The following is a 25,846-nucleotide window of genomic DNA, read 5'->3' on the forward strand; positions in this document are numbered from 1 at the left end:
GCGACGAGAAAGCCCGGTCGAGTCCCCACCCTCCCCGTCCCCAACGACCGGGTTTTAGGAGCCGGCCCCGTCCCCGGGCCGGCTCCACCATTTCCACCGAAAGGCAGCCGCCAGGCGCACCTGAAGATCGCGACACGCCTTTTCACGCACAGAAGATCGAAGCACTATGCCGTTGGTTTCACCTTCTGGATCACGGCGATGTTGGAAATCCCGGAAGATCGGTGCGAGCGCCATCGCCTGTTCAAGGCGATCGACGATGCCTTCAAAGTCGGCGATTTCGAGGGGCTCGGCGTGGCATTGGGCGGCTCGCACCGCTGGTTCGACGAGCGCATGCCATTCGAGCTCGGCCTCGGGCATCCGCTGGAATATGCGATTTATTGGAGCCCGGTCGGGTTCATTTCGACTTTGCTGGATGCAGGCTCGGATCCGAATTACCAGGATCACGGCGGGTTTCCAGCAATCATTGCTGCACTGTCAACCGATCGATCCGATAGGCTGGAAATCGTCAGGGTGCTGATCGACGGTGGCGCGGACCCGAACATGCGGGGCGTGAACGACTGGACGCCGCTTCACTATGCGGTGGCGATCCGCAATGTCGAGGCGCTCCGCCTGCTTTTGACGGCGGGCGCCGACCCGGCGCTGGAAACCCGCATCGATGACTATACGACGGCCCTTGAGGAAGCCGACAATGCCGGCTTTGAGGCTGGCGCTTCATTGCTGCGCGATGCGATGGCCGGGCGCTCCTAGGACTAACAGTGGTTGGACCGCAATTACCCCCGCGACACGCGGTCGTTTATGCTGGCCTCAAACCTTCTTCAGTCCCGCCTTGAACCTTTTGCCGTTGGCGACATAGTGCGCGGCAGAGGCGCGCAGCCTGGCGACCGCGGCGTCGTCCAGCGTCCTGATCACCCGCGCCGGCGAGCCGACGATCAACGAATTGTCGGGGAATTCCTTGCCTTCTGTGACCAGCGCGCCGGCGCCGACCAGGGAGTTCTTGCCGATCCTGGCGCCGTTCAGCACGATGGCGCCCATGCCGATCAGGCTGTTGTCGCCGATCGTGCAGCCATGCAGCAAAGCGCGGTGGCCGATGGTGCAGCCTTGCCCGATCGTCAGGGGAAAGCCGGGGTCTGTGTGCATCACCGCGTGTTCCTGGACATTGCTGTCGGCGCCGATGACGATCGCCTCGTTGTCGCCACGAATGACCACGCCGAACCAGAAGCCGGCATTGCGACCGACCTTGATGTCGCCGATCAACTTGGCGTCCGGCGCGATCCAGTTGCTGTCGGCATCCTCGAAACTGGGCGCCTTTCCGTCGATCGCATAGGTCGGCATTTTTCCGTCTCCGATTCTTCTTATGTCGGCAAATCGGCGGACCCTAAGACAATTCCGGGAAAACCGCGTAGCGGTTTTTCCGAGAAACTGCGGCGAGGTTTCAGTTCGCAATTGCGTCAAGATGAACATACCGGGCCAGCGATTCGACCAAAAGCTGAACCGCTCCAGGAGAACCGACGCCCCACGAGGCAATGGCGATCAGCACGATGCCCAGCGCCAGCGCCCAGGCCATCACGGTGCAGCCGCAGGACATCAGCATAAGCGTCGAAATACGGCCCTCGCGCCGCGCATCAAGGGCATCGTTGGCGAGCATGAACGGCCCGGCGCAGGCGGTTGCGGCCAGCGAGCGCAGGATGTGCGCCGGCGACACATAGGGCTCGGAAAAGGCAAGCCGGCGGCCGGCCGCCAGTTCCATCACGGATCCGGTGAGCCCACAGGCAGTAAGCCCGACGGCAAAAGCGAAGAGAACGGGCATCAACAGACTCATCTTTACCTTCCGTTTACCATGAAATCGCACAGTCGCATCCGACAGCTGCGCAGCAAGAGCCATGCCGCGGCATGTGTGCCGTCCAAGGACAGAAGCGGCGATTATGGGGATTGCGATGAAGCAGGCAGCGGCCGCCGAAGAATTCAACGTCGTCGATTCCGTGCTGATGAAGCGGGTGTTTTATGCCTTTGCGGCACTGGCGCTGCTGTCGCTGGCGATCAGCCTTGGCGGCAAATGGTTTGGCCGCTCGATCGCCATGGCCGGCTATACCGACGACGCCACGGTCCACCGGGTGGTGATCGGCAACAATGTCATTGCCGTGCCGGCCAATGCCATCCGCTTCCTGCAGGCGCGCCGCGACGGCATCGCTTCGCGCCTCGACCTCTATCTGCGCTATCCCCAGATGGAGGGTTACAGCGAAGCCGCCCGCGACGATTTCAACCATACGGGAACGGCCAAAAACATCATCTTCCTGTCGTTCGAGCCGCAGATGATGTCGCGCGACATGAGCGGCCGTTTCGCGCCGATCTACAGCGCGCTGATCAGCCAGCCCGGAACGCCCGGGCCTGGCGGCACGATGATTTACGGCTTCGGCGAAAAATCGGGCTATCTCAACGAGGTGCTTGCGGTTGCCGGCCGCCCCGGCAAGGATCCGTTCGTCGCCCGCTGCCTGAGCGGACCGACTGCTGAGGAATCGCTGGCGCCCTGCGAGCGCGATATCCTGGTCGGCGACAGCCTCAGCCTGACCTACCGCTTTCCCCGCGAATTTCTGGGCAATTGGCAGGCGCTCGACGCAGCAATCGTCGCCGAGGCCACGCGCGTCCTCAAGGCAGCGAGATAGCTGGCTGAATTCGTTGCATATTTTCTGAATATGAAAGGCTGCCGGCCTGCACCATGGCAGGTCCGGTCAGCCGCAAAGTCCTGGCTCAGGCCAGATCGATGTCGAGGATCGCCATCGAGAAATTGTAATCGCCGTCGTCTTCATCCTTGAAGACGATGCCGAGGAACTCGTCGCCGACATAGACCTCGGCCGAATCTTCCTTGCGCGGCCGCGCCTTCACTTCGAGTTTGGGATTCTGGAAGACGCGCTTGAAATAGGCGTCCAGCTTTCTGATTTCGTCCGGCTTCAAAAGTCTTCTCCGATCGTCGGGCTTGCTCGTTGGAACGCGCTTCTGGCACGTCGACAATGGCGATGTAAAGGCAAGCCGGCTGGATAGAGCGAGAACTGGCGGACGCCGGCGCGGTAGCCGGCCTCGGCCCGGCCTACCGGAAGCATGTGAAATTCAGATATCGAAGCTGACGACCTGGTCCATCGACTGCGACGGCAAAAGCTGGTCCATCTGGCGCGAAGGCTGGTCGCAGCCGGTCTCGCCGACGACGCGGGCCGGCACACCTGCAACCGTCTTGTTGTGCGGCACCGGTGACAGCACCACCGAGCCTGCCGCGATCTTCGAGCAATGGCCGACCTCGATATTGCCGAGGATCTTGGCGCCGGCGCCGATCAGCACGCCGTAGCGGATCTTCGGGTGACGGTCGCCGCCGGCCTTGCCGGTGCCGCCCAGCGTCACGCCGTGCAGGATCGACACATCGTCCTCGATCACAGCCGTCTCGCCGACGACAAGGCCGGTGGCGTGGTCGATGAAGATGCCCTTGCCGATACGGGCGGCCGGGTTGATGTCGGTCTGGAACACCGAGGACGATCGGCTTTGCAGATAGAGCGCGAAATCCTTGCGGCCCTGGTTCCATAGCCAATGCGCCAGCCGGTGCGTCTGGATGGCGTGGAAACCCTTGAAATAGAGCACCGGCATGATGAAGCGGTCGCAGGCCGGGTCGCGGTCGTAATAGGCCTGGATGTCGACGCGCACGATCGACGACCATTCCTTGTCGTCGGCCAGCATCGACTTGAAGGTCTGGCGGATGAGGTCGGAACCGATGTCCTGATGCGCAAGCCGCTCGGCCAGCCGGTGGATGACCGCCTCTTCCAGGCTCTCCTGGTTGAGGATGGTCGAATAGAGGAACGCCGCCAGAAGCGGGTCGCGGTTGACCGCGTCCATCGCCTCGTCGCGGATCGAGCGCCAGATCGGATCGACCGGCTGCACCATTGTGGGGCGGGCAATCGTAATGCTGTTCATCGACGTCTCCGGCCTGCCGGCTTGTTGTCCGGCCGCACATATAGGCCAGATCATAGCATGATTGAACTCAATTTTCCTTAGTGCTTCATCAAATGGATTTGGTTCACGCAGATTCAAGCCGCCATGGAAAACGAACCCTTGATCACCGCCCCTCCGGAAAACGGACGCGCGCGACGCCCATGCGCTGTGGCCTTTCAGGTCGGCAGCGGCTTTCCGGCCTGTTCCGCCACCATGTATTCGGCATACCAGTCGGGCCAGTTCACATCGTGCTGTCCGCCGGTCCGCTTCTCGTGCTCGCCATGTGCCGCCGCCGCGCGTCGTAGCGCCGCGGCAAGTTCGCCCGACGAGGTGAATATCGTGTCGCTGGCGTCCACGCGCCCCGGCAAGCGTTGGGTGATCTCCTGCAGGATGAAGCTGTTGCCGTCCGGATCGCTGAACGTGGCATAGGAGGAATAGCTGCGCCCTTCCGGATGCCTGCCGCTGACCGGCGGCTGCCCGGGCCCGGTACGGTGGAACACCTCGCTCGCCTCGACGCCGCGCGCCACGAGTTCGGCATGCGCCGCCACGATATCGGATACGACGAGATAAAGTCCCTTTGCCGAGCCCGGCGCGGCTGATGTCAGGCCCTTGCCGAAATGGATCGAGCATGGCGAACCCGGCGGCGTGAACTGCACCACCCGAAACGCATCGCCGACGACGAAGTCGGCGTCGAGCCGCCAACCCAGATCGCCATAAAAACGCTTGGACCGCTCGGCATCGGCAACGGCGATGATGACGGCCTCCAGCTTCATGTCGATCGTCCCCGGCACGGTATTCGTCATGTCAGCCTCCTTGGTTGAATGGAATGGCAACATTCCCCAGAGCCCCGGCCCGCGCAAGGTTTGAAAATGATTGGTTTTGACTCCGAGGGGTTGAGATCGGTTAACTGGACGGATGACAAACTTGAAAGACCAGCCCTTGATCGACGAACCACTGAAGCGGGAACTCTCAGGCTTCTATCGGGCCGAAGACCGCTACTACCACAACCTCGGGCATATCGAGGCGATGCTGGCGCTGGCTGAGGACTATAGCGCGTCGCTGCACGATTTCGAAGCCGTCGAGGCCGCGATCTGGTTCCACGATGCCATCTACGACAGCAAGGCCAAGGACAATGAGGCGCAAAGTGCCGCTCTAGCCGAAAAGATGCTGGCCGGACGCGCCGATCCCGTGCGGCTCAGCCGCATCACCGCGATGATCCTCGCCACCGCCACGCACCAGCTGCCGTCGTTTGACGATGCGGCGGCGATGCGGGACGCCAGCCTGTTCCTTGATATGGACCTGTCGATCCTGGGCACCGCGCCGGATGCGTTCGACGACTACGAGCGTGCGGTCCGACAGGAATATGCCTGGGTCGAGGAGCCGATGTGGCGCGCCGGTCGCAGCGCAGTCCTGAAGAGTTTTCTCGCCCGCGACCACATCTTCCATACCGAGGAATTCCGGCGCCGGTTCGAACCGCAAGCCAGGCAAAACATCGCGCGTTCAATCGAAACTCTCGCGGCTGGCTGACCGGAAACTCCGGAGGGAGTCCCGGCTAGTCTGGAAAGGTTTCCATGCGCTGCACATACGGCTTGAAACCTGCCCGCCCGTAGACCGATTGCGCGGACGGATGGTCGTAGGTGTCCGTATGCAGCCAGACCCTTTGCGGTGCATGCGACCAGACGGCACGAAGCGCCTGGTCGAGCAGGAACGGCCCGAACCGGCGGCCCTGGAAAGCGGGAACCCGACCGAAATGGGTCAACTCGACGTCAGGTTGGCCGACGCCGTTGAATTCGCACAGGCCGGCGGCTTCGCCCTCGACGCGCAGCACATGGATATGTGTCGACGATAACGCCAGCAGGCGCTCGAGGTCTTCGGCCGCCATGCGCAACCGCTGGTCCCATTGCACGGGCTCGCCGACGGCGCGGTAGAGGCTGAGATAGGCGGCGCGGTCCAGCCTTTCACGCGCAACCGTGGCGCCGGCTGCCGGGCTGGCGCGGCAAGGCGCCGGATTGGCCTGGCGCATCTCCATGTAGGTGACAAGAAGATCAACCACGGCGGCACCTGTACCGCGACAAGCAGCAACGCGGCAGCTCGCGCAGGATCACGTAAAAGCGCCGATCGTCGACGCCATCGCCGCCAGCAGCGCCAGGCCTCCCGCCACCGACAGCCCGTTCAGGACAATCCCCAGCAGTCCGAGCCCGCGCCTGTCGTTGGAGCGCACCAGCGCCATCACGCCGAAGACCACGCCGGTGATGTGCGCCACCGGGGCTGCGAGCAGAAACACCAGCATGAAGAAACCCGTCGCAACGCTCTGCGTAAGCTCCGATGCGTCGCTCGGCATCGCCACCATGATGGCGATCGCAACCGCTCCTGCACCGAAGGCAGCCAGCGCCAGTATAACTGAACGTTTGCCGAGTTTAGTCTGCACGACCTCGCCTGGAACGGCGGCCGCGCCCCTTCCCGATTGTGCCACCTTGCCCCCTTGCCATCCGCCTCAGAGCGGATTTTCGGCATAAAACTCCAGCACACGCTGCTTGAAGGTCTTGTCGCCGACCGCCAGCATATGGTCGCGTCCCTCGATGTGAAACGCCCTGGCGTTCGGCATCAGCGCGGCAAGCTGGTCGGGCGAACCGCCGATATCGTCTGTCGTCCCAACCGCAATCAACGTCGGCTGGGCGATGCGCGTCATGTCTTCTTCGCTGAGCAATTCACGCGACTTTGCGATGCAGGCCGCCAGCGCCCGGCGGTCGCTGCGCGTCTGATCGGCAAAGGCACGAAACGAGCGGCCGCGCGGATGGCTGGTGGCGGCCGGATCGTCGGCCAGCAGCGCTTCGGCGATCGGGTCCCAGTCGCCGACACCATCGACCATGCCGATGCCGAGGCCGCCGAACACCAGCGTCGCCACCTTGTCAGGATCGGACAGCGCCAGGAACGCCGAGATGCGCGCGCCCATCGAATAGCCCATGACATGCGCACGCCCGATGCCGAGATGGTCGAGCAGTGCTGCCGCATCCGAGGCCATTTTGGCCGGCGTATAGTCGCCCTCGTCATAGCTCTTCGACGACGAACCATGGCCGCGATTGTCGAAGGCGATGGCGCGGTAGCCGGCATCATTCAGCGTCTTGAACCAGCCCGGAGACACCCAGTTCACATAGTGGCTCGAGGCGAAGCCGTGGATCATCAGCACCGGATCACCCTCGCCCGACGCCGGCTGGCGGTCGAGGAAGGCGAGATCGAACCTATTATGCGAGAAGAACTGCATCAGCGCCCCTCATCCGGCGCCGGGTGTGGGCGCATCACCCTTGTCCGCCGGCGGCATGCCCGGGCCAGAGACCGTACCGACGGCCGGATGGCGCAGCAGATTGCCATATTCTATGCCGTTCTTGGCGGCGGTGCCGGCCTTGAGCTCAAGCACGAAACGCACAGGCACCCCTGGCGAGATGACTGCATCGGAGAACGGATCGCCGTGCTTGACGGCGCGGATCTTGCCGTCCTGGCCGACAAAGACCAGGTCGAGCGGCATCGGCGTGTTGTGCATCCAGAAACCGACCTGCTTCTGCATCTCGAAGACGAAGAGCATGCCGTGGTCGTCGGCCATGTCTTGCCGATACATCAGCCCAGCCTCGCGCTCGGAGTCGGTGTCGGCGATTTCGATCGAAAAGGACTTGTCTCCGCCCTTCGTCGCCACAACCAGCGGCGTCGGATCGACAGGAAGGATCATCGCCTGGCCGCCAGCGATCGTCTGCTGTGATGCGGTCGGCAGCCCGGAATAGAAGTAAGCGCCGGCGGCCACGGCAACGATGACGCTGAGCGCGCCCGCAGTCAGCCAGTTCCTGTGCGCCATTGGAAATCCTCGACCGAAGACCATGATCCCGAAAAATGGTCTCAGGTATTCGGATAAGATCGTGGTGAAACCAAGAAAACAAGGTAAAGACAGCCGTCCCGAATTTTATCGGGATGGCTCGCGTCCTAATGCGCGACCGGCAAGGTGCCCATATCGGGATGAATCTCGGCCGCCATAAGGCCTTTGTCACCGCGTCCGAAACGCACCAGCACGACCTGTCCGGGTCTGAGCTCGGTAATGCCGTAGCGGCGCAGCGTCTCCATATGGACGAAGATATCCTCGGTGCCCTCGCCCCTGGTCAGGAAGCCGAAGCCCTTGGTGCGGTTGAACCACTTCACCAGCGCCCGTTCGAGACCGCTTTCCGGTGTCACCGACACGTGGGTGCGCTGTTCCTGCATCTCGGCCGGATGGATCGCCGTCGTGGTGTCCATCGACAACACCCGAAACGCCTGCAAGCCGCGGTCGCCGTGCTTGACGAGGCACACGACACGCGCGCCCTCCAACGCAGTCTGGAAACCATCCTTTCGAAGACACGTCACATGGAGGAGGATGTCGCCCGAAGAACCGTCATCGGGAAGGATGAAGCCGTAGCCCTTGGCCACGTCGAACCATTTGATGGCGCCGGCGATTTCGACCAGATCGGCGGTATCGCCGCCACTGTCGCGCGTCAGGGCGTCGTCAAGGTTCTCATCCCGCCTCGTGAAAGAGGCCCTATCCCCCATAAGAACGCCCCCTTTTTTTCAAGAAAACCGCAAGTGATTCTTGGCATCAGATTAACACCGCCGCTTCCGGTGTGTGCAAGACCTGCCGTGCCTTTTTTCACGGTTGGATACAGGAATAGCTGATTTGTTGTTTGCCGGCGTTGCTGTCGGCCGCAACAACGATCCGTCAGGCCCGTCAACCGGTCGGCAATTTGTGTAGAATTTTGCCGGAATCGGCAACCACTTGCGTCCGACGCTTTTGTCAGAGCAATCCGACTTTTCCAAAATCGGCGACCACTTTTTCAGTCCGATGCTCGTTGCCCTTCGGCGGGGTGGACCCTATGTTGCCTCGCAACCCAAATATCCCCGAGGAAATCCCATGCGCTACCTCCACACAATGGTCCGTGTCGCCGACGTCGATGTCTCGCTCGATTTCTATGTCAACAAGCTCGGCCTGAAGGAAGTGCGCCGCTACGAAAACGAGCAAGGCCGCTTCACGCTGATCTTCCTCGCCGCCTCCGAGGACGAAGAGAGCGGCATCGCCGACAAGGCGCCGCTGATCGAACTGACCTACAATTGGGATCCGGAAGATTACAAGGGCGGCCGCAATTTTGGCCACCTCGCCTATGAGGTCGACGACATCTACGCCACCTGCCAGCATCTGATGGACAATGGCGTCGTCATCAACCGGCCGCCGCGCGACGGCAACATGGCTTTCGTCAAGTCGCCGGATGGAATCTCGTTTGAACTGCTGCAGAAGGGACCGGCCAAGCCCAAGGCCGAGCCGTGGGCGTCGATGCCTAACACCGGCACCTGGTAGCGATCACGCCATCTTGAGCAAGGCGGCCGCGCGGACAAGCCGGCCGCCTTTGCCGTTTCGGGCGACTGCACCTATGTAATTGCCCGACGCGCCAGCCAGGCATAGCCAGCGCCCCATCCAGGAGTTTCATTCATGCCGACCAGCCGTGTCGATGTCACCACCGCCTATGCCAGCCGCTATCTGCAGCAGCTGTGCAAGCACTGGGCACACAAATTTCCCGTCGAGTTCGATCCGAACCACGGCACCATCGATCTCTCGCTCGGCCGCACGGTTCTCGATGCCGATGCGGCAGCGCTGCATATCACCGTGTCGACGGATGAAGGCGGATCGCTGGAGCGCCTGGAAAGCGTCGTTGCCGATCACATCAAGCGCTTTGCCTTCCGCGAGGAGCTGGCCTTCGACTGGAAGCCCGCTCCGGCGGCGTAACGCTATTTTGCGCCGGCCTGGCCGGCCATCTCCAGCAATGCCAGCACCGAACGCCAGTTGCGCGCGGTGCCCGGTACTTTCAGCACGCGCGGAATAAGGTTGGCGAACACCGATTTGCCGAGCCCGTCCGGCGCCTTGAGGTAGAGCACGTCGCCCTTGACCTCGAAGCTTTCGGGCCCGGTGCATTTTTCGGCAAGCCTGGCGATCTCGTCTGCCGTCGGCTGGCGCTCCAGCGTGTAGGCATGCAGCTTGGTCGGATCGCCGGCCACTTCCGGATAGGGATTTCCACTCACCAGCCGTTCGAACCAGCCGAGATCGCGCACCATGATCCGCGAATGAAAGCCCCAATTTTTCTCGAAGGCAGTTTCGATCTGCTTCGTCAGCGTGGCAGCACTGCCCTTCTTCGCCCGGAACACGACGTTGCCGCTCTGCACGTAGCTGGCGACGTCGGTGAAGCCGAGTTCCTCGAAAAACGCCCGCAACTCAGCCATCTTGACGATACGGTTGCCGCCGACATTGATGCCGGAAAACAGTGCAACAAAGACCGAACCGCTCATATGATGAACCCAGCCAAAGTCTCGTTGTCGGTGATGTCCTGATAGTGCACGCCCTCGGCCTCGAAATTCGCCTTCAGCAGGTCGAAATTGCGCCGGTCCTTGGTTTCGATACCGATCAGCACCGAACCGAAATTGCGCGCCGATTTCTTCAGGTACTCGAAGCGGGCGATATCGTCGTCGGGACCGAGCATTTCGAGGAAATCGCGCAGCGCACCGGGCCGCTGCGGGAAACGGATGATGAAGTATTTCTTCAGGCCCTCGAAACGCAGCGCCCGCTCCTTCACGTCGGGCAGTCGCTCGAAATCGAAATTGCCGCCCGACACCACCGCAACAATGGTCTTGCCGCGGATTTCTTTCCGCGAAAAATCCTTTAGCGCATCGATCGCCAACGCGCCGGCCGGCTCCAGCACCACGCCTTCGATGTTGAGCATTTCGATCATGGTGGCGCAGAGCCGATTCTCCGGGATCAGCCGCACGGCGTCAGCGGCAAACTCCCTGAGGTGCCGCAACGGCTCGCGGCCGATCTCGGCCACCGCCGCGCCGTCGACGAAATTGTCGACATTGGCGAGCTTGATACGCTTGCCGCTGGCCAGGCTCTCATGCAGGCTCGGCGCCCCGGCCGGCTCGCAGAAGACGTAGCGGGCTTCGCGCTGCTGGTCGGCGAAATAGTGCGTCACCCCGGCGGCGAGACCGCCGCCGCCGACCGGCAGCATGATGATGTCGGGCATGCGCGCGCCAGGCATCTGGTCGGCGATCTCATAGGCGACGGTGGCCTGCCCCTCGATGATATCCTTGTGGTCGAAGGGCGGCACCATATGCGCGCCCGAACTTTCGGTGAACTCGAAGGCGGCGCGGTAGCAGTCGTCGAAGAAATCGCCGACCAGCCTGATTTCGACGAAATCGCCGCCGAACAATCGCGTCTTGTCGATCTTCTGCTGTGGTGTCGTTACCGGCATGAAGACCACGCCCTTTTTGCCGAAATGGCGGCACACGAACGCAAAGCCCTGCGCATGGTTGCCGGCCGAGGCGCATACGAACAATTCGGCCTGGTTGCCGGCGGCCAGCGCCTTGCGAAAGAAGTTGAAGGCGCCGCGGATCTTGTAGGAGCGCACCGGAGAAAGATCCTCGCGCTTCAACAGCACCCGCGCTCCTGTCTTCTTCGACAGATAGTCGTTTTCCTGCAGCGGCGTCTCGGGAAAGATTTGACGGATCGCAGCAGCAGCAGTGGCGACGCGGGAGGAAAAGCTGTTCATGGCGCGGTCACCTCTGGATCGAATGGTTCGAGCGCGAAGCCTATTGCACAAATCGCCGTTTGCAGCCACCGATGCGATCCCTCGATGCTTCATCGATGCGCCATCAAATAGACTGGAGCACGTTTTCAATGGCTGTTTCGGCTGTCGCCCTGAAGACCGTCGCGCTTCCCGAATTCGGCGAGCCGACAGTGATGCCGCTGCTTCAGCGCCGGACCTACGAAGCGCGCATCGAGGCTCTGCTGGCACGCGGCGCCGAGGTCGGGCTCGACGCCTTCGCCGTCTATGGCGACCGCGAGCATGCGGCCAATGTCGCCTATCTCAGTGGTTACGATCCTCGTTTCGAGGAGACGCTGCTGGTTATCGTTCCAGGCAACCAGCCCAAACTTCTCGTCGGCAATGAGGGCTGGGGCTATGCCGAGATCTGCGACGGGCCATATGAGCGCGTCCTCTACCAGACGTTCTCGCTGCCGGCGCAGCCGCGCGACCGCTCCGCCTCCCTGTCCGATACGCTTGCTGCCTGCGGCCTGAAGACCGGCCAGACAATCGGCGCCATTGGATGGAAGCCGTTCGGCGTCGGCGATGCCGGTTTTGGTGAGACGACGCTCGACCTGCCCTCCTTCATTGCCGATACGCTGCGGACACTGGCCGGCGACAGAGGCGCGGTGGTCAATGCCGCAAACCTTCTGATGAACCCGGCCGACGGTCTGCGCGCCATCAATGAGGCCGACCAGCTGGCAGCCTTCGAATTCGCCGCGACCTTTTCCTCGCAAGGCCTGCGCAACGTGCTCAGAGGCATCGAGCCTGGCATGAGCGAATTGCAGGCGGCCCGGCTGATGGGCATCAACGGCCTGCCCTTGTGCTGCCACCCGATGCTGTCCGCCGGCAAGCGCGCGGCCTACGGACTGCCGAGCCCCCGCCTCGACATCGTCAAGCGCGGCGACCCCATCACCATGGCCTATGGCATCCAGGGCTCGCTCAATGCCCGCGCCGGCTTCCTCGTCGAGAGCGCGGCGGAACTGCCGCGCGAGATAAACGATTATGTCGAGAAGCTGGTCGCGCCCTATTTCGCCGCCGTCGTCGACTGGTACGAAACCATCGGCATTAGTGTCACCGGCGGTGCCCTGTGGAAAGCGGTGCATGACCGCATCGGCGATCCGTTCTTCGGCGTCTCGCTCAACCCCGGCCATCTCGTCCATATCGACGAATGGATGCATTCGCCGGTGTTTTCCGGCTCGGATATCAGGCTGCGATCGGGCATGGCGCTGCAGATCGACATCATCCCGGCGACCGGAACCGCCTATTTCACCACCAACATCGAGGACGGCATTGCGCTCGCCGACGAGGCGCTGCGCGAGGAGATCGCGGCCCGCTATCCCGAGGCCTGGCGCCGCATCGAGGCGCGTCGCGCCTTCATGGTGGACGTGCTCGGCATCAGGCTGAAGCCCGAAGTGCTGCCCTTTTCCAACATCCCGGCGTTCCTGCCGCCGTTCTGGCTTTCGCGCAACAGTGCGATGACTGTCTCCCGGCGCTGACCACATTTCGGCTGGACACGACTTACTTCTGCCGCACTTGGCCTGTCCGGGAGGTGTCGCGGAGGGTGACGGGCTGTTGCCCCAAAGTGAATTCGAAATGAATTCATCTTTCGATGGAACTTTTGACGTGCGTTTGAAGACGATTTGCATTCTTGCACTAGCCCTGTTGACCGCCGGCTGCGGCGGCCGCAAAACCGAGGAACTGCTCGGCAGCGCCGTCATGTCCACGCCGGTGACTGAAATCTCGGGCAATCACTCGATCTTCATCACCACGACACGCAAGAAATCCGACGATCCCAACAAGGTTTTCGACGGCGAACGCTCGGCGACGTTGAACTATGCCCGCGTCAACGTCACCGTTCCCGGCATTCACCAGACCGGCCAGATCGAACGCCGCTCGCGCGGCAAGTCCAACGACCCGGCGAAGTATTTCATGGCGTCCGAGGTTGTCGGCTATGACGCGCAGCCCAAATTCTCCAGTGCGCTCAACGCCGACATCGCAGCGCGTGGCGGCCGCGTCATGGTCTTCGTGCATGGCTACAACACCGGCTTCGACGACGCCGTCTACCGCCTGACCCAGATCGTCCACGATTCCGGCTATCCCGGCACCCCGGTGCTGTTTTCCTGGGCTTCAGGCGCCAAGACCACCGACTATGTCTATGACAAGGAAAGCGCCAGCGCCGCCCGCGACCAGCTGGAAGTGACGCTGCGGATGCTGCAGCAGTCCGGCGCGCGGCGCATCGACATCGTCGCCCATTCGCTCGGAACCTGGGTCACCATGGAAACGCTGCGCCAAATGGCCATTACCGGTGACCGCGATCTCGGCGGCAAGCTCGGCGACGTCGTGCTGGCCTCGCCCGATATCGATGTCGACGTGTTCAAGAGCCAGATGCGCCGCTACGGCAAGCCGGACAAGCCGTTCATCCTGCTGCTCTCTGACGATGACCGTGCGCTCAGGCTCTCCGGGCTGATCGCCGGCTCGCGGCCGCGCGTCGGCGACTACAAGGACGCCGCCGACCTTGCGGCCTATGGCGTCACGGTGGTCGATCTGTCCAAGGTCAAGGGAATCGACAGCTTCAACCACACCAAATTCGCCGACAATCCCGAACTGGTGAAGATGATCGGCCAGCGGCTGCGCGAGGATGACGGCTTTGCCAGCGACCAGACGGTGACCGACCGCATCAGCGCGCTCGGACAATAAGGCTGTTGCCTTGCGGCGACTGTCGCACCGAGAGTTCGCGAATGCCGGGCGCCCGGATCACTTTCAACTGGACCGGGCCGGTCTCTGCCTCTATCGACATTGAAATCGGCGCTATGCGCCAGCGGGAGCCCGCGTGACCGTGCGTTGGAAGACTGCCCTCGTCCTTGCGTTCGCGCTCGCTGTCGCCGGCTGCGCCGGCCAGAACACGCATGACCTCCTGAACAGCACGACGGTTTCGGTGCCTGCCTCCGACATAGCCGCGACGCATGAAATTTTCGTCGCCACCACCCGCCAGCAGGCGACCAAGGATCCGCGCCAGGTGTTCGACGGCGATCGCTCGCTGACCACCAGCTATGCCCGTGTCGACGTCACCGTTCCCAAAGTGCATCAGATCGGTGCCATCGAGCGCGCGAAGGGTTCGGCCAATTCCAACCCGGCCAAGCAGTTCACCGCCACCGATGTCGTCCACTATGGCGACGCGCAGCAATTCGCCAAGGCGGTGGGCGCCAACATCGCCATCAGTGGCGAACGCGCACTGGTCTTCGTGCACGGCTTCAACAACGGTTTCGACGACGGCGTCTACCGGCTGACGCAGATCGCCCACGACACCAAATATCCGGGCACGCCGGTGCTGTTCTCATGGGCTTCGAGCGGCAAGACCACCGGCTACATCTATGACAAGGAAAGCGCCAACGCCGCGCGCGACGATCTCGAGGCGACGCTCAGGATGCTGGCCAAGACAAAGGTCAAGAGCATAGACATCATTGCGCATTCGATGGGAACATGGGTGACGATGGAGGCGCTGCGGCAGCTCGCCATCACCGGCGACCGCGATCTCGGCGGCAAGCTCGGCTATGTCGTCCTCGCTTCGCCGGACATCGATGTCGACGTCTTCAAGAAACAGATGATCCGCTACGGCAAACCCGACAAGCCGTTCGCCATCCTGCTTTCGGGAGACGACCGCGCGCTGAAGCTGTCGTCCCTGATCTCCGGCGACAAGCCGCGCGTCGGTGACTACGGCAATGCGGCCGACCTCGCCAGCTATGGTGTGGTCGTAGCGGATCTGACAAAGACCAAGGGCGGTGACCGTTTGAACCATGCCAAGTTCGCCGACAATCCGATCCTGGTGCAATTGCTCGGTGACCGACTGCGCACACCAGCCGCCCTGCGATCGAACGATCCGGGTGAGTTTGACGATATCGGCCAAGGGATTGGCAAGGCGGTCGGCTCCATGGCCGAAGTCGTCATCACCACCCCGTTCAAGGTGCTGACGGTCGCCACGGGCGGCGGCGGCTGATCAACCCAGCGCCGGGGTATCGAGATACCTAAACAAACAGATCGACCTTCTGGAACGTGGTGACGTCGATCAGGCCGACATCGGAAATTCTCAACTCCGGGATGACGACCAGCGCCAAGAGCGAATGCTGCATGTAGGCGTTGTTCAGGGAACAACCCATCTTGCGCATCGCCTCGGTCAGCTTTTCGGCCTTGGCGGCGACGATCTCGGCGCGTTCGTCCGACATCAGACCGGCGATCGGCATTTCGACCAGCGCCAGTTCCTTGCCTTTTGAGAACAACACCACACCGCCGCCGACCTCGCCCAGCCGGTTGACGGCAAGCGCCATGTCTTCCTTGTTGGTGCCGACGCAAATGATGTGGTGGGCATCATGCGCCACGCTCGACGCGAGAGCGCAGTCGCCCATATAGCCGAAGCCGGAGACGAAGGCGTTGGTGACGCCGCCTGTGCCCCTGTGACGCTCGACCAGCGCGATCTGGCAGACATCGTTGCGGCGATCCATGGCGACCAGCCCGTCCTCGACAGGCAGGTCGGCCTCCAGTGCCCGCGTCGGCGCCTGGTTCTCGATGACGCCGATGACCCGCACCCGCACCTCGTTGGCGCCCTTGGGGGCCGCAATGTCGAAGTCGCCTGCCTTGAGCTTCTTGCCGAGCTTGACCGTGTTCTTCGCCGTCTTCGGATAGTCATAGGCTGGGATGTCGATCTCGAGCTTGCCGCCCCTGGCCAGCCTGACGCCGCGGCCATAGACCTCGTCGATGGTCATTTCGGCAAGATCGGAAACGATCAGCAGATCGGCGAGCCGCCCCGGCGCGATCGAACCGATCTCGCGCTCCAGCTTGAAATGCTGGGCAGTGTTGAGCGTCGCCATCTGGATCGCCGTCACCGGCTTCAAGCCCTGTTGAATGGCGTGGCGCACCACCCGGTCCATATGGCCATCATGCACCAGCGTGCCGGAATGGCTGTCGTCGGTGCACAGGATGAAATTCCGCGGGTCGAGGCCGCTCTCGGTCACCGCCTTGATCTGCGACGCCACATCGTACCAGGCCGAGCCCAGCCGCAGCATCGCCTTCATGCCCTGGCGTACGCGGGCAATGGCATCCTCGGCCCGGGTGCCCTCATGGTCGTCCTCCGGTCCGCCGGCGACATAACCGTGGAACGGCAGGCCGAGATCGCGCGAGGCATAGTGGCCGCCGACCGTCTTGCCGGCCCTCACCGTCGCGGCGATCTCGCCCGACATCACCGGATCGTTGGCCACGACACCGGGGAAATTCATCACTTCGCCGAGGCCGATGATGTTCTCCCAGGTCATCGCCTCGGTAACGTCGGCGACAGTCAGTTCGGCGCCGGCATGTTCGAGCCCCGGTGCCGACGGCACGCAGGACGGCATCTGGACATGCACGTTGATCGGCATGGCGACAGCTTCGTCGTGCATCAGCCGCACTCCGGGAAGCCCCAGTACATTGGCAATTTCGTGCGGGTCGATGAACATCGAGGTGGTGCCGTGCGGAATGACGGCGCGGCAGAACTCGGTCACCGTCACCATGCCGCTCTCGACATGCATATGCGCATCGCAAAGGCCGGGCACCAGATAGCGGCCGCCGGCATCGACCACCTTCGTGCCCTGCCCGATGGCATGGCTGGCATTCGGCCCGCAATAGGCAAAGCGGCCGCCGGCTATGGCAATGTCGGTGCCGGCGATGATCTCGCCCGAATGCACGTTCACCCAGCGCCCGTTGCGGATAACCAGATCGGCCGGTTTGCGCCCGGTCGCCACATCGACCAGATGCGTCGCCATCTCGGTCCATGGTTTGGGTTTCGTCACCGATGGCTGCTTGGCCATGACAGACTCCTGTTTGCCCGACTGTGCCAAGCCGGCAAGGTTTTGACCAGCGATTGCGGACAAAATCCGCTCGATGAGATGCATTGGCGAATGCGCCGCACCTGCTCACCCTGGCGATGGCAAGCGTCGACGGCGCGATCATTCACGGTGATTTGTGGCGGCAGTTATGCTATAGTGTTGGGCATGGTGCTGATTTGCGCCGACAACCCGCCGCGAGGCGGGTTTTTTGTTGCGATTGCCGTCACGGACGCGTTGCCGCAATGGCGGCATGAAATTTCAATTCATGTCACCAGGTCGAAACCCCGTTCGTTGACTCTGCGCTCGGGAAGGCCGTTAAATCGACCCCCGGGACCGAAACGGCCCGAGGCCGAAACCTCCTGAGGGGAAGTCATGACCCGGATCCTGCAAGCATTCGCCGTCGTCACCCTGTTCCTGATCTCGGCCGGCTTTGCATCCGCCGAGGAGCGCTGGCTGACGCTACCCGAACCGGCGGCCATGCCCAAACCCGAGCAGAGCGGCTATGCGCCGGTCAACGGCATCCAGATGTACTACGCCGTTTTCGGCAAGGGCGATCCGGTTCTCCTCATCCATGGCGGCTTTGGCCACGCCGACATCTGGGCGAGCCAGGTGGCGACGATGTCCAAGACCCACAAGGTGATTGTCGCCGACAGCCGCGGCCACGGCCGCTCCACCCGCACTGAGCAGCCTTACGGCTATGACCTCATGGCGTCCGACTATCTGGCCCTGCTCGACTACCTCAAGATCGACAAAACCGCTCTTGTCGGCTGGAGCGATGGCGGCATTATCGGCATCGACATCGCGCTGCATCATCCGGAGCGGCTGACCAGGCTCTTTGCGCAAGCCGCCAATGTCACCACCGATGGCGTCGATCCCGGCGTGATGACCAACAAGACCTTTGCCGCCTACATCGAACGCTCCGGCCGCGACTACAAGAAGATGTCGAAGACGCCGGACCAGTATGACGCCTTCGTTTCGCAGATCAGCCATATGTGGGAGTCGGAGCCGGCCTGGACCAAGGAACAGCTCGGCAAGATCACCACGCCGACGGCGATCGTCGCTGGCGATCATGACGAGGCGATCGAGCGCGAACACACCGAATACATGGCCTCCGTCATTCCGGGCGCCAAGCTTATCATCCTGCCCAACGCCAGCCACTTCGCCATGCTTCAGGCGCCGGATGAATATAGCCAGGCGGCGCTGGACTTCATCGACGCCAAATAGAGCATAGCGCGCAGCAACAGGCGCATTTCGATTGTTGAACAATGGGTTCCGTTTTACAGCGAATAGAGCTACCTTGCTGCAAGGAGTCTTCTGAACCGCCATTTCGGAGAGTTCGATGCGTGGTCTGGCGATAACCAGTGCCGGATTTCTGATCGCTCTGGCCGCGCCGGCTTTTGCCGCCGACCCGATGGCGGTACCGATGACCGAACCGGGCTTCGACTGGACCGGCTACTATGCCGGTCTGCAGGCTGGCTACGGTTGGGGCCAGTCCGACATTACAGGAACGGAGGGCGCGCCGTTTTCCATCACGCCCGACATAGACGGCGGTTTCGTCGGCGGCCATGTCGCCGGCCTGTGGCAGTTCGACCAGGCGGTGCTCGGCGCCGAGGCGGAGCTGAACTATTCCTCGATCGACGGTACGTCGGTATCGGGCCTGGGAAGCACATTTGGCGCCGACATCAAGTGGTTCGGGTCGGTCAACGCCAAGGCCGGCTTCGCCATGGACCGCCTGCTGCTCTATGGCGTTGGCGGCGTCGCCTTTGCTGGCATCGAAACGTCGCAAGTCGCGGGGGCGTCGTTCGCCAGCACGCGCACCAACGTCGGCTGGACCGTGGGTGCCGGCGTCGACTACGCACTGACCGACAAGTTCATCGTCGGCGCGCAATATCGCTACTATGATCTCGGCTCCGAGCACTATGACGTACCGGCACCCTTCACCGATCGCGACCAGGACGTGAAGCTGAACGCGGTCGGCATCAACCTCAGCTACAAGTTCTGATCGTCCTCAGCGACTGAGATTTTCCGCGCAACCTGTTGTGTTAAAATAGCGCAGCATCCGTTGTAGGCTCGAACGGCGATTGCCGGCAAAAGATGGCTTGACGGGTTTTCGCTGGCGTCTGAAAAGGGCTGGCCTGCGGACGTGGCGGAATTGGTAGACGCAAGGGACTTAAAATCCCTCGATCTCTGATCGTACGGGTTCGATTCCCGTCGTCCGCACCACGTTGAAATCAATCTTGTTGGCTACCCCAAAACCGCTTCTCGGTCGGCAGGCCGGCCGTCAGGACTTTTTATCGCCGTTTGGATTTGGTACCGGCGCCTCGCGCACATCTCGCGGTGGCGGGTCGACATGTCGAGGCTCTGGCGATGCGTCCTTGTCGGGACGGACAGGCGTCTTCCCCGGACTGGGTTTCGGCGGCGGATCTTTGATTTTGCCTTGCATTCCCATAGAACCGACATAGCCACTCTCTTGTTCCCACACATGCTCTGATATTTTAGCAGCTGCGAAACAAAGTCCCCATTTCCGCGTTGAGATTTCGTCCACAACGGGGAAAAACTCGCAAATGGATCCGGCAACTGCAGCATTGATGGTTCTGCTGTCGTGCAGCCCAAGTCAGGCTGTCTGCAAACCGCTCGATACATCACCGGCCATGATGTTCGTATCCCTTGACCAATGCCAGGTAGCTTTGGCCAACAGGCTCGCAGGCGCCCCCAATGGAGAGATCGTGGGGCAATGCCGTTCGGTCGACGCATCCGCTACAGGTTCCCTTCCTGCCGGGTATAGGACGGTCGTTGTCACGCGGGGCATGGGAGCGAATGCGGTGAGCAGTCGCTACATCGTGCAGCACAAAGACTGAAGCCTGCCATGGCCCGCCACCGTCAGGCAGCCGCACGGCCGCCCGAGCTACTCCAAAGGCGGCTCTTCGCTCGGTGGAGTCAAAACGGTAATATCCATCCTGGCGATTGTCGATGCGGCGCGCCCCTGCGCACCAGGACCGGTATCGCCACTTTCTGCCACCATAGCCTTGGCGCGATGTCCTACGCTGTCTGCGCTTTTGCCTGGCGCAAATACTTCGCCCGGTTCTGTCCTTGCGGCTTTCGGTTGAGTTTCCTGCCGATGTTGATTTCCAATCGCCGAGACCATTGATACCTCCGCTTGATGAGGCCGTAACGATACCTGTCAAGGCTGTCGCGAGCCTGACCATTCCAAACAGCCCGCCACCCGTGAGGCGGCGGCCTTTCCGATCGCCCACGGGCTCGCCGTCGCATTGCCTTGGCGCTCGCGGCCTGAACGTCAGCTGCATTCGTCGCTCTTCAGGGGTGCCGATAGGTCGGCGCCCCTGACGTCGGGCTTGGGATATCCCGCTGGGGTTCAACCTCAGCCCCCTTGATGTAGCGCCGGTTTCGCCCGACAATAGGGAACGATTTCGCCCGCCATGTGTTAGATGCCCATGAATCTCGCGGACCCAGGACCCAGAATGGCAGCCGATCTTCAGACGATGCGACTCGTCGATGCCCAGCAGCGCATCAAACAGACCGAGCTCGCGCTTTTACGCAGCGAGCAAATGGTGGCTGAGAACCTCGCCCTGTGCAGCAGGATACGGTCGGCGAGGCGGCGTGTCATGAAGCCCGGCGGGCGTCTGGCGACAATCGACCCCAACAACCCTGCGACCCCAACAACCCTGAAAGAGTTGGCACAATGAGCGCGGCCCACTCCGGATAGTGTGGAGAGGGGGCCGGCAGCCTTGGCGGTGCTCGGCCAATACGTCGCAGGAACCAAAGCGTTCGGCAGGGGTTGGTGTTGTGAAGGGACCGCAACCCAAAGGAAGCGGAACAATGGACCTGATGGACTTGGAACTGGCCAGAGCACGACAGCGCGTGGGCCGGGCAAAATTGGATCTCGAACGCGCCGAAAACTTGCTTGATGAAGACTGCGGCGTCGCCATGAATCTCGCTTTGTGTTGCCGAATCCGCTCAGCGCAACGGCGCGTGGTCGAGGCCAAGAAGCGGCTCACGAAGATCGATCCCGGCAAGACCAATTGATCGGTCATTTCAGACCCCCCGTCTATCGTCAAGCGCGGCTCGCGCGCCAGTCCGTGAAGGTCACAGGGGCGGCGAAATTCGGCAGATGCCGCATCCGCTTGAGGAAACGCTGGGTCAACCGGCGGTGGCGGACAAGCAGCGCGGCGTTCAGCAACAGGAGAGATGCTCGCGCGCTGCTTTGCTTCAGCCATGCCTTTGCGCTGTCCCTGCAACTTCCGGACGACTAGGCGACCGGGATTCGCGGGTCTAGCCCGATAATGCAAGCGCCGGAATGAAGCCATGGTTCAGCCGAAAGCGGCTTCAGCTTCAGGCGCCGGATCAGAGTTTTTTACCCGCGACGTCGCTACAGTCGCATCAATCGGCGGTTCCATCGTCACTATGCATTGCGGTTGTACGGTACGGAGCCACGGCAAGGTTCTCACCCAGCCTTTCGAGCGACCCAACAGCGCTTGCGCAACCGCAGCGCTATTTTCGGAACGACCAATGACAATAACGATAGATGGCAACGCCAGCTGGCGCGACATCGCGCAAGTGAGCGAGGGCGAATCCCTGGCGCTCAGTCCGGCAGTGTGGGAGAGGATCGCCTTTGCGAACCGGATCGTAGCGGCCATCGTCGAAAACGGCATCCGCGCCTATGGCGTGAACACCGGGGTTGGCGCATTGGCAAGCAAGGTTGTGGCGCCTGCGCTGCAAAAGAAGCTGTCGCGCAACATCATTCGCAGTCACGCATGCGGCGTCGGTGACCTGGTGCCGCGACGCGGCGTGCGCGCCATCATTGCCGCTCAAGTGGCAAATTTCGCGCATGGCCATTCCGGCGTAAGCCCTCAGATCGTTCGCAATCTGCTCACCTTTATCGAGCGCGACTGCGTTCCCGATGTGCCATCCAGGGGATCGGCCGGGTATTTGACACACAACGCGCATGTGGCCCTGGTCTTGATTGGTGAAGGCAGCGCAACAGTGGCAGGTCGCTCGATGAGCGGTCTGGAAGCGCTTGCCGAAATGGGCCTGGAGCCCCTCGAGCTTGGCGCGAAGGAAGGCTTGAGCCTCGTCAATGGCACGGCGTGCGCGACCGGCCTGACAAGCATCGCCGTTCAGCGCGCGGAGCGCCTGTTGGGATGGGCTGACGCCGCGGCCGCTTTGACACTTGAAGCCGCAGGCGCACAAATGCCGGCCTTTGGCGAAGCCATCCTGGCGATGCGGCCCTCGCCTGGCATTCAGGATGTCGGCAAAGCGCTGCGAGGCTGGCTTCACGGCAGCGAGCTTATCGCGCTTGCTCACGGCAGTCGCACGCAAGACGCACTCAGTCTTCGAGCCGTGCCGCATGTTCATGGCGCCGCCCGCGAGGTGTTGGACCGGTCCGCTGTGTTGGTCGACCGTGAATTGGCTGCCGTCACCGACAATCCCGCTGTATTCGGATCGTTGAACGATCCCCAGGTTGTTTCAGAGGCACATGCGGTGGCGCCGGCGCTCGGGCAGGCAGCCGACGGCCTGACCATCGCGTTGGCGCAGGTGGCTGGAATGAGCGAGCGTCGGATCGACCGTCTCGTCAATCCTCTGGTCAACAATCTGCCGGCCTTCCTTGCCGATGAGGACGGCAGCAATTCCGGCTTCATGATTGCCCAATACACCGCCACGTCGCTGAGCAACGTCAATCGGCGCCTGGCCGCCCCGGCGGCGACCGACGGTGGCGTCACATCCGGCCTGCAAGAGGACTTTCTTGCTCACCCTACGGTCGCTGCCAACAAGCTGCTCGCCGTTATCGACAACGCGGAATACATTCTGGCGATCGAGCTCATGGCTGCCGCGCAGGCCCATGATTTCCTGGCGGGGCGCGGGGCGCGGGCGCCCGGCACCGACACCATCTACCGCATGGTCCGGGAAAACATCGCGCACTATTCCGACGATCGGCCTTTGTCCGGGGACATGGAGGAATTGCGCAACTTCATCCGCGAAATGGACGTGCCGCCCTGTCCGCCCTGAAGGTGCTTCGGCGTAAGGTGGGGCGTAGCCTTTGGTTGTCTGGAGCGAGGTGTGCCCATCCGTTCACCGACGCGGAACAGCTCGATGCAGCGCTTCACTTGCCATAACGCGCAACACCGGCCGCACCGGCACGGCGGCCATGTAGCGTCGCTGGGAAGACGTTGACAGGCCTACTGAGCACTCGCACCTTCGGGCAGTGGAATAAGTGTTCTGCCCGACTGGCTGCGCGACAGCTGCTTGAGAAAGCGGGTGAGCGGTACCTCTACCCACAAATGCAGGCCAACGCTGAAGAGACAGACAGCGGCGAGTGCGGCGAACAAATAGAAACTGGCTGAGAAAATGGAGCCCGCCGGAAGCACTTCTGCCGAAAGAAAGTACACGCTGTGCAGAATCAGCGGATGGATCAGGTAGGTCGCGTAGCTCGCAGACCCCAGCAGGAGAGCGCCCCGATGCGACGCCCGATGATTTGAACGCTCAAGTATCAACGCGCTGGCGACGATGACCATCGCAGGTAGGCCAAGCCGCATGAGCCTGATTTCCCCCGTGCGCATAACCTCGACGCCCAAGTGCCAGTCTTGGGCAACCAACACAGCAACGGCTACCCAAATCGCCAGAACACTCAGTGTTGTTCCGTAGGGCAGGTTGAGTGCCCGTGACTTCAGATATAAGAGCCCCAGGAAACAGCCGAGCGCGAACTCGAGTAAGATGGCGTTCGTATAGTACTTGATCACAAAAGATTGTGGCTTGAATACCATGCCAATGAACCAAAACGACAGAAAGACCACGGCCAAAATGGTAGTTGCCCGACTATTTCGCCCCGAAAGCAGGAAAAGGCCGAAGAAGAAATAGAAAAAAGCCTCGTAGATCAGTGTCCATGCCGGACTGAGTATAGGCTCCGGAACCCCGTCGAGCCGTATATTCGGTAGTAGGAACAGGGATGTCAGCAAGTCCGAGCCGTCCCAATTGTGCAGTCCTGACGGACTGAAGCCGACAGAGTGGACGGCTATCATCGCGAAAGTGATGATCCAGTATAGCGGCAATATCCGGATGAGTCGGTCACGCCAGAACGCAGCAGGACCACGGTGGCTTCTGTCGCTTGCATAAACCATGATGAAGCCAGATATGACGAAGAATATATCGACACCCGCAGCCCCCAGATCTGAATGATAGGGGAGCGGGTGCAGGCGCTCGATGAACGGCTGGGCATGGTACAAAACCACCGCATACGCAGCGACAGCCCGAAGCACCTGGAGATTGTTCAGCATCAGCCTGACTCTGTCGCCCGCGACAATCAGCTAGTCTGACCGGAGGCGATTTCGGAGGCAATTACCTCTTTCGACGCCTCGCATGCGACGTCATACTTCGTATTGGGGAGACGGCGCTGCGCCCACACGTGACTGGGCTTCGATTGTTCGATCATGCACGACGATCTGACAGCGAAGCTCAGGTGCGACCGGTGTGGTGGGAAGAACATCGACCTGACACTGTCTCATGGAGCCTCGAATGATCGCCGAGCCCCCTCGAGCGAAACTCGAATAGCCGACGATGCCGTCTGCGGCTTGCAGTGGTCGAAATAACTTATCAAATCAATAGCAAATACGGATTTTAAGTCCCTTGTGTCTGCCAGTTCCACCACGTCCGCGTGGCCGCCACTGGTAGAGCGAGACAGCGTTGCAAGCCTGCTCTGGCGGCGACCGCTGCCGATCAGCCGGCCAGGCCGGGATTGAGCTTCAGATGCTGGATCAGGATGATGGTCTTGGCATCGATGATGCGGCCGTCGGCGATGCCAGCCAGCGCCTCGTCGAGCGGTATTTCCAGCACCTCGATATCCTCGCCCTCGTCCGCCGCGCCGCCGCCGGACGAAATGCGGTCGTCGGGTGAATAGCGCGCCACGAAGAACCACAGCCGTTCGGTTACGCTGCCGGGGCTCATATAAGGCGAAAACAGCCGCTCGATGTTCTTCAAGTGATAGCCAAGCTCTTCCTCGGCCTCCTTTAGAATAGCGGTTTCCGGATCGTTTTCGTCGAGCAGGCCGGCGCAGGCCTCGATCAGCGGTTCGCGGTGACCGGTGACATAGGCGGGATAGCGGAACTGCCGCACCAGAAGCACCGTCTGGCGCTCGGGGTCATAAGGCAGGATCACCGCGCCGTCGCCGCGATCGTAGGTCTGGCGAATCTGCGTCTCCCACTGCCCATCGCGCCGGCGATAGTCGAGAACGGTCTTCTTCAGGACCGCCCAGTCGTCGGACAGGACTTCCTCCGAACGGATGCGGATGCGATCTTCCATGCGTGAAACTCCATGCTGTCGGCGCCATGGCGTAACCGCGAACCGCTTCCCGCGCAACCGTTTCACCGCCTCGTGTCT

29 protein-coding genes and 1 tRNA gene are annotated in these 25,846 nt (G+C 61.9%); 14 read left to right on the forward strand and 16 right to left on the reverse strand.

Features of this window, described 5'->3' with window-relative positions; all coding sequences use genetic code 11:
* The first annotated feature begins 198 nt into the window (after window positions 1-198).
* Window positions 199-747, forward strand: a complete 549-nt coding sequence (locus tag ACWGTO_RS06530) for an ankyrin repeat domain-containing protein (protein WP_454574056.1) — start codon at window positions 199-201, stop codon at window positions 745-747.
* Window positions 748-804: 57 nt separating this feature from the next.
* Here the strand turns inward: ACWGTO_RS06530 and ACWGTO_RS06535 are convergent, their stop codons facing one another.
* Window positions 805-1,332 (reverse strand): gamma carbonic anhydrase family protein, encoded by a 528-nt coding sequence (locus ACWGTO_RS06535; RefSeq protein ID WP_454574057.1) that lies wholly within the window; start codon window positions 1,330-1,332, stop codon window positions 805-807.
* Window positions 1,333-1,432: 100 nt separating this feature from the next.
* Window positions 1,433-1,882 carry a DUF6949 family protein gene (locus ACWGTO_RS06540; RefSeq protein WP_454574058.1) on the reverse strand — a complete coding sequence of 150 codons (450 nt, stop codon included), beginning with the start codon at window positions 1,880-1,882 and terminating at the stop codon, window positions 1,433-1,435.
* Between the two features lie 52 nt (window positions 1,883-1,934).
* Between ACWGTO_RS06540 and ACWGTO_RS06545 the strand changes: the two genes are divergently transcribed.
* Entirely contained in the window at window positions 1,935-2,660 is a 726-nt protein-coding gene (locus tag ACWGTO_RS06545) for a hypothetical protein (RefSeq protein ID WP_454574059.1), read from the forward strand.
* 85 nt (window positions 2,661-2,745) lie between these two features.
* Here the strand turns inward: ACWGTO_RS06545 and ACWGTO_RS06550 are convergent, their stop codons facing one another.
* The 3 genes from ACWGTO_RS06550 to ACWGTO_RS06560 all read right to left on the reverse strand — a co-directional run bounded on the left by ACWGTO_RS06550 (window position 2,746) and on the right by ACWGTO_RS06560 (window position 4,772).
* The gene (locus tag ACWGTO_RS06550) at window positions 2,746-2,949 is read right to left on the reverse strand and encodes a DUF3126 family protein (RefSeq protein ID WP_006200852.1); all 204 of its coding nucleotides are present in this window, start codon (window positions 2,947-2,949) and stop codon (window positions 2,746-2,748) included.
* A 153-nt stretch (window positions 2,950-3,102) separates the two neighbouring features.
* Window positions 3,103-3,951, reverse strand: a complete 849-nt coding sequence (gene cysE / locus ACWGTO_RS06555; RefSeq protein ID WP_454574060.1) for a serine O-acetyltransferase — start codon at window positions 3,949-3,951, stop codon at window positions 3,103-3,105.
* A gap of 194 nt (window positions 3,952-4,145) precedes the next feature.
* Window positions 4,146-4,772, reverse strand: a complete 627-nt coding sequence (locus ACWGTO_RS06560; protein WP_454574061.1) for a VOC family protein — start codon at window positions 4,770-4,772, stop codon at window positions 4,146-4,148.
* Between the two features lie 112 nt (window positions 4,773-4,884).
* Between ACWGTO_RS06560 and ACWGTO_RS06565 the strand changes: the two genes are divergently transcribed.
* Window positions 4,885-5,496: an HD domain-containing protein gene (locus ACWGTO_RS06565; protein WP_454574062.1), complete on the forward strand. Its 612-nt coding sequence runs from the start codon at window positions 4,885-4,887 to the stop codon at window positions 5,494-5,496.
* A gap of 25 nt (window positions 5,497-5,521) precedes the next feature.
* Here the strand turns inward: ACWGTO_RS06565 and ACWGTO_RS06570 are convergent, their stop codons facing one another.
* The 5 genes from ACWGTO_RS06570 to ACWGTO_RS06590 all read right to left on the reverse strand — a co-directional run bounded on the left by ACWGTO_RS06570 (window position 5,522) and on the right by ACWGTO_RS06590 (window position 8,535).
* Window positions 5,522-6,022: a GNAT family N-acetyltransferase gene (locus ACWGTO_RS06570; protein ID WP_454574063.1), complete on the reverse strand. Its 501-nt coding sequence runs from the start codon at window positions 6,020-6,022 to the stop codon at window positions 5,522-5,524.
* A 48-nt stretch (window positions 6,023-6,070) separates the two neighbouring features.
* A complete protein-coding gene (locus ACWGTO_RS06575) occupies window positions 6,071-6,397 on the reverse strand; it encodes a hypothetical protein (RefSeq protein WP_454574064.1) in 327 nt (108 codons plus the stop codon).
* Between the two features lie 66 nt (window positions 6,398-6,463).
* The gene (locus ACWGTO_RS06580) at window positions 6,464-7,231 is read right to left on the reverse strand and encodes an alpha/beta fold hydrolase (protein ID WP_454574065.1); all 768 of its coding nucleotides are present in this window, start codon (window positions 7,229-7,231) and stop codon (window positions 6,464-6,466) included.
* Between the two features lie 9 nt (window positions 7,232-7,240).
* The gene (locus tag ACWGTO_RS06585) at window positions 7,241-7,813 is read right to left on the reverse strand and encodes a DUF192 domain-containing protein (RefSeq protein WP_454574066.1); all 573 of its coding nucleotides are present in this window, start codon (window positions 7,811-7,813) and stop codon (window positions 7,241-7,243) included.
* Between the two features lie 125 nt (window positions 7,814-7,938).
* Window positions 7,939-8,535, reverse strand: coding sequence for a cold-shock protein (locus tag ACWGTO_RS06590; protein WP_454574067.1), 597 nt, complete (start codon window positions 8,533-8,535; stop codon window positions 7,939-7,941).
* Between the two features lie 358 nt (window positions 8,536-8,893).
* Here ACWGTO_RS06590 and ACWGTO_RS06595 point away from each other — a divergent pair, with 358 nt between their 5' ends.
* A complete protein-coding gene (locus tag ACWGTO_RS06595) occupies window positions 8,894-9,334 on the forward strand; it encodes a VOC family protein (RefSeq protein ID WP_454574068.1) in 441 nt (146 codons plus the stop codon).
* 132 nt (window positions 9,335-9,466) lie between these two features.
* Window positions 9,467-9,760 carry a DUF2218 domain-containing protein gene (locus ACWGTO_RS06600; RefSeq protein ID WP_454574069.1) on the forward strand — a complete coding sequence of 98 codons (294 nt, stop codon included), beginning with the start codon at window positions 9,467-9,469 and terminating at the stop codon, window positions 9,758-9,760.
* 2 nt (window positions 9,761-9,762) lie between these two features.
* Here the strand turns inward: ACWGTO_RS06600 and ACWGTO_RS06605 are convergent, their stop codons facing one another.
* A complete protein-coding gene (locus tag ACWGTO_RS06605; RefSeq protein ID WP_454574070.1) occupies window positions 9,763-10,317 on the reverse strand; it encodes a DUF1697 domain-containing protein in 555 nt (184 codons plus the stop codon).
* On the reverse strand, window positions 10,314-11,570 hold the full coding sequence (gene ilvA / locus ACWGTO_RS06610) for a threonine ammonia-lyase IlvA (RefSeq protein WP_454574071.1): 1,257 nt from the start codon (window positions 11,568-11,570) through the stop codon (window positions 10,314-10,316). The genes ACWGTO_RS06605 and ilvA overlap by 4 nt, the downstream gene beginning before the upstream one ends.
* A gap of 128 nt (window positions 11,571-11,698) precedes the next feature.
* On the opposite strand from ilvA, the gene ACWGTO_RS06615 reads away from it, so the two are divergent.
* The 3 genes from ACWGTO_RS06615 (at window position 11,699) to ACWGTO_RS06625 (ending at window position 15,600) form a co-directional block, all read left to right on the forward strand.
* Complete coding sequence (locus ACWGTO_RS06615) at window positions 11,699-13,102, forward strand: aminopeptidase P family N-terminal domain-containing protein (protein WP_454574072.1); 1,404 nt, start codon at window positions 11,699-11,701, stop codon at window positions 13,100-13,102.
* A 97-nt stretch (window positions 13,103-13,199) separates the two neighbouring features.
* Window positions 13,200-14,303, forward strand: a complete 1,104-nt coding sequence (locus tag ACWGTO_RS06620) for an alpha/beta hydrolase (protein ID WP_454574073.1) — start codon at window positions 13,200-13,202, stop codon at window positions 14,301-14,303.
* A 133-nt stretch (window positions 14,304-14,436) separates the two neighbouring features.
* The gene (locus tag ACWGTO_RS06625; RefSeq protein ID WP_454574074.1) at window positions 14,437-15,600 is read left to right on the forward strand and encodes an alpha/beta hydrolase; all 1,164 of its coding nucleotides are present in this window, start codon (window positions 14,437-14,439) and stop codon (window positions 15,598-15,600) included.
* Window positions 15,601-15,628: 28 nt separating this feature from the next.
* Here ACWGTO_RS06625 and ade read toward each other — a convergent pair whose 3' ends face one another.
* A complete protein-coding gene (gene ade / locus ACWGTO_RS06630; RefSeq protein WP_454574075.1) occupies window positions 15,629-17,440 on the reverse strand; it encodes an adenine deaminase in 1,812 nt (603 codons plus the stop codon).
* 390 nt (window positions 17,441-17,830) lie between these two features.
* On the opposite strand from ade, the gene ACWGTO_RS06635 reads away from it, so the two are divergent.
* From ACWGTO_RS06635 to ACWGTO_RS06645, 3 genes are all read left to right on the forward strand, one after another.
* Window positions 17,831-18,682 carry an alpha/beta fold hydrolase gene (locus ACWGTO_RS06635; RefSeq protein WP_454574076.1) on the forward strand — a complete coding sequence of 284 codons (852 nt, stop codon included), beginning with the start codon at window positions 17,831-17,833 and terminating at the stop codon, window positions 18,680-18,682.
* A 115-nt stretch (window positions 18,683-18,797) separates the two neighbouring features.
* Entirely contained in the window at window positions 18,798-19,460 is a 663-nt protein-coding gene (locus ACWGTO_RS06640; protein WP_454574077.1) for an outer membrane protein, read from the forward strand.
* A gap of 135 nt (window positions 19,461-19,595) precedes the next feature.
* Window positions 19,596-19,681: transfer RNA gene (locus tag ACWGTO_RS06645), tRNA-Leu, on the forward strand.
* A 682-nt stretch (window positions 19,682-20,363) separates the two neighbouring features.
* Here ACWGTO_RS06645 and ACWGTO_RS06650 read toward each other — a convergent pair.
* Window positions 20,364-20,603: a hypothetical protein gene (locus ACWGTO_RS06650; RefSeq protein ID WP_454574078.1), complete on the reverse strand. Its 240-nt coding sequence runs from the start codon at window positions 20,601-20,603 to the stop codon at window positions 20,364-20,366.
* 334 nt (window positions 20,604-20,937) lie between these two features.
* On the opposite strand from ACWGTO_RS06650, the gene ACWGTO_RS06655 reads away from it, so the two are divergent.
* The 3 genes from ACWGTO_RS06655 (at window position 20,938) to ACWGTO_RS06665 (ending at window position 23,482) form a co-directional block, all read left to right on the forward strand.
* Window positions 20,938-21,162, forward strand: a complete 225-nt coding sequence (locus tag ACWGTO_RS06655) for a hypothetical protein (RefSeq protein ID WP_454574079.1) — start codon at window positions 20,938-20,940, stop codon at window positions 21,160-21,162.
* A 133-nt stretch (window positions 21,163-21,295) separates the two neighbouring features.
* Window positions 21,296-21,502, forward strand: coding sequence for a hypothetical protein (locus tag ACWGTO_RS06660; RefSeq protein ID WP_454574080.1), 207 nt, complete (start codon window positions 21,296-21,298; stop codon window positions 21,500-21,502).
* A gap of 483 nt (window positions 21,503-21,985) precedes the next feature.
* Window positions 21,986-23,482 (forward strand): HAL/PAL/TAL family ammonia-lyase, encoded by a 1,497-nt coding sequence (locus tag ACWGTO_RS06665; protein ID WP_454574376.1) that lies wholly within the window; start codon window positions 21,986-21,988, stop codon window positions 23,480-23,482.
* Window positions 23,483-23,652: 170 nt separating this feature from the next.
* Here ACWGTO_RS06665 and ACWGTO_RS06670 read toward each other — a convergent pair whose 3' ends face one another.
* Together ACWGTO_RS06670 and ACWGTO_RS06675 are read right to left on the reverse strand one after the other, a co-directional pair.
* Entirely contained in the window at window positions 23,653-24,747 is a 1,095-nt protein-coding gene (locus tag ACWGTO_RS06670) for an acyltransferase family protein (protein ID WP_454574081.1), read from the reverse strand.
* 439 nt (window positions 24,748-25,186) lie between these two features.
* A complete protein-coding gene (locus ACWGTO_RS06675) occupies window positions 25,187-25,768 on the reverse strand; it encodes an NUDIX domain-containing protein (RefSeq protein WP_454574082.1) in 582 nt (193 codons plus the stop codon).
* Window positions 25,769-25,846: the final 78 nt, after the last annotated feature.

The organism is Mesorhizobium sp. PL10 (genome assembly GCF_053714315.1).

Excerpts from the sequence above, each read along its gene's own strand:
- ACWGTO_RS06530 (WP_454574056.1), top strand. The coding sequence starts at position 199 with ATGTTGGAAATCCCGGAAGATCGGTGCGAGCGCCATCGCCTGTTCAAG.
- ACWGTO_RS06665 (WP_454574376.1), top strand. The coding sequence starts at position 21,986 with ATGACAATAACGATAGATGGCAACGCCAGCTGGCGCGACATCGCGCAA.
- ACWGTO_RS06545 (WP_454574059.1), top strand. The coding sequence starts at position 1,935 with ATGAAGCAGGCAGCGGCCGCCGAAGAATTCAACGTCGTCGATTCCGTG.
- ACWGTO_RS06535 (WP_454574057.1), bottom strand. The coding sequence starts at position 1,332 with ATGCCGACCTATGCGATCGACGGAAAGGCGCCCAGTTTCGAGGATGCC.
- ACWGTO_RS06670 (WP_454574081.1), bottom strand. The coding sequence starts at position 24,747 with ATGCTGAACAATCTCCAGGTGCTTCGGGCTGTCGCTGCGTATGCGGTG.
- ACWGTO_RS06655 (WP_454574079.1), top strand. The coding sequence starts at position 20,938 with ATGGCAGCCGATCTTCAGACGATGCGACTCGTCGATGCCCAGCAGCGC.
- ACWGTO_RS06580 (WP_454574065.1), bottom strand. The coding sequence starts at position 7,231 with ATGCAGTTCTTCTCGCATAATAGGTTCGATCTCGCCTTCCTCGACCGC.
- ACWGTO_RS06595 (WP_454574068.1), top strand. The coding sequence starts at position 8,894 with ATGCGCTACCTCCACACAATGGTCCGTGTCGCCGACGTCGATGTCTCG.
- ACWGTO_RS06605 (WP_454574070.1), bottom strand. The coding sequence starts at position 10,317 with ATGAGCGGTTCGGTCTTTGTTGCACTGTTTTCCGGCATCAATGTCGGC.
- ACWGTO_RS06675 (WP_454574082.1), bottom strand. The coding sequence starts at position 25,768 with ATGGAAGATCGCATCCGCATCCGTTCGGAGGAAGTCCTGTCCGACGAC.
- ACWGTO_RS06565 (WP_454574062.1), top strand. The coding sequence starts at position 4,885 with ATGACAAACTTGAAAGACCAGCCCTTGATCGACGAACCACTGAAGCGG.
- ACWGTO_RS06585 (WP_454574066.1), bottom strand. The coding sequence starts at position 7,813 with ATGGCGCACAGGAACTGGCTGACTGCGGGCGCGCTCAGCGTCATCGTT.
- ACWGTO_RS06660 (WP_454574080.1), top strand. The coding sequence starts at position 21,296 with ATGGACCTGATGGACTTGGAACTGGCCAGAGCACGACAGCGCGTGGGC.
- ACWGTO_RS06650 (WP_454574078.1), bottom strand. The coding sequence starts at position 20,603 with ATGGTCTCGGCGATTGGAAATCAACATCGGCAGGAAACTCAACCGAAA.
- cysE (WP_454574060.1), bottom strand. The coding sequence starts at position 3,951 with ATGAACAGCATTACGATTGCCCGCCCCACAATGGTGCAGCCGGTCGAT.
- ACWGTO_RS06540 (WP_454574058.1), bottom strand. The coding sequence starts at position 1,882 with ATGGCTCTTGCTGCGCAGCTGTCGGATGCGACTGTGCGATTTCATGGT.
- ACWGTO_RS06615 (WP_454574072.1), top strand. The coding sequence starts at position 11,699 with ATGGCTGTTTCGGCTGTCGCCCTGAAGACCGTCGCGCTTCCCGAATTC.
- ACWGTO_RS06600 (WP_454574069.1), top strand. The coding sequence starts at position 9,467 with ATGCCGACCAGCCGTGTCGATGTCACCACCGCCTATGCCAGCCGCTAT.
- ACWGTO_RS06635 (WP_454574076.1), top strand. The coding sequence starts at position 17,831 with ATGACCCGGATCCTGCAAGCATTCGCCGTCGTCACCCTGTTCCTGATC.
- ACWGTO_RS06640 (WP_454574077.1), top strand. The coding sequence starts at position 18,798 with ATGCGTGGTCTGGCGATAACCAGTGCCGGATTTCTGATCGCTCTGGCC.
- ade (WP_454574075.1), bottom strand. The coding sequence starts at position 17,440 with ATGGCCAAGCAGCCATCGGTGACGAAACCCAAACCATGGACCGAGATG.
- ACWGTO_RS06590 (WP_454574067.1), bottom strand. The coding sequence starts at position 8,535 with ATGGGGGATAGGGCCTCTTTCACGAGGCGGGATGAGAACCTTGACGAC.
- ilvA (WP_454574071.1), bottom strand. The coding sequence starts at position 11,570 with ATGAACAGCTTTTCCTCCCGCGTCGCCACTGCTGCTGCTGCGATCCGT.
- ACWGTO_RS06620 (WP_454574073.1), top strand. The coding sequence starts at position 13,200 with ATGAATTCATCTTTCGATGGAACTTTTGACGTGCGTTTGAAGACGATT.
- ACWGTO_RS06560 (WP_454574061.1), bottom strand. The coding sequence starts at position 4,772 with ATGACGAATACCGTGCCGGGGACGATCGACATGAAGCTGGAGGCCGTC.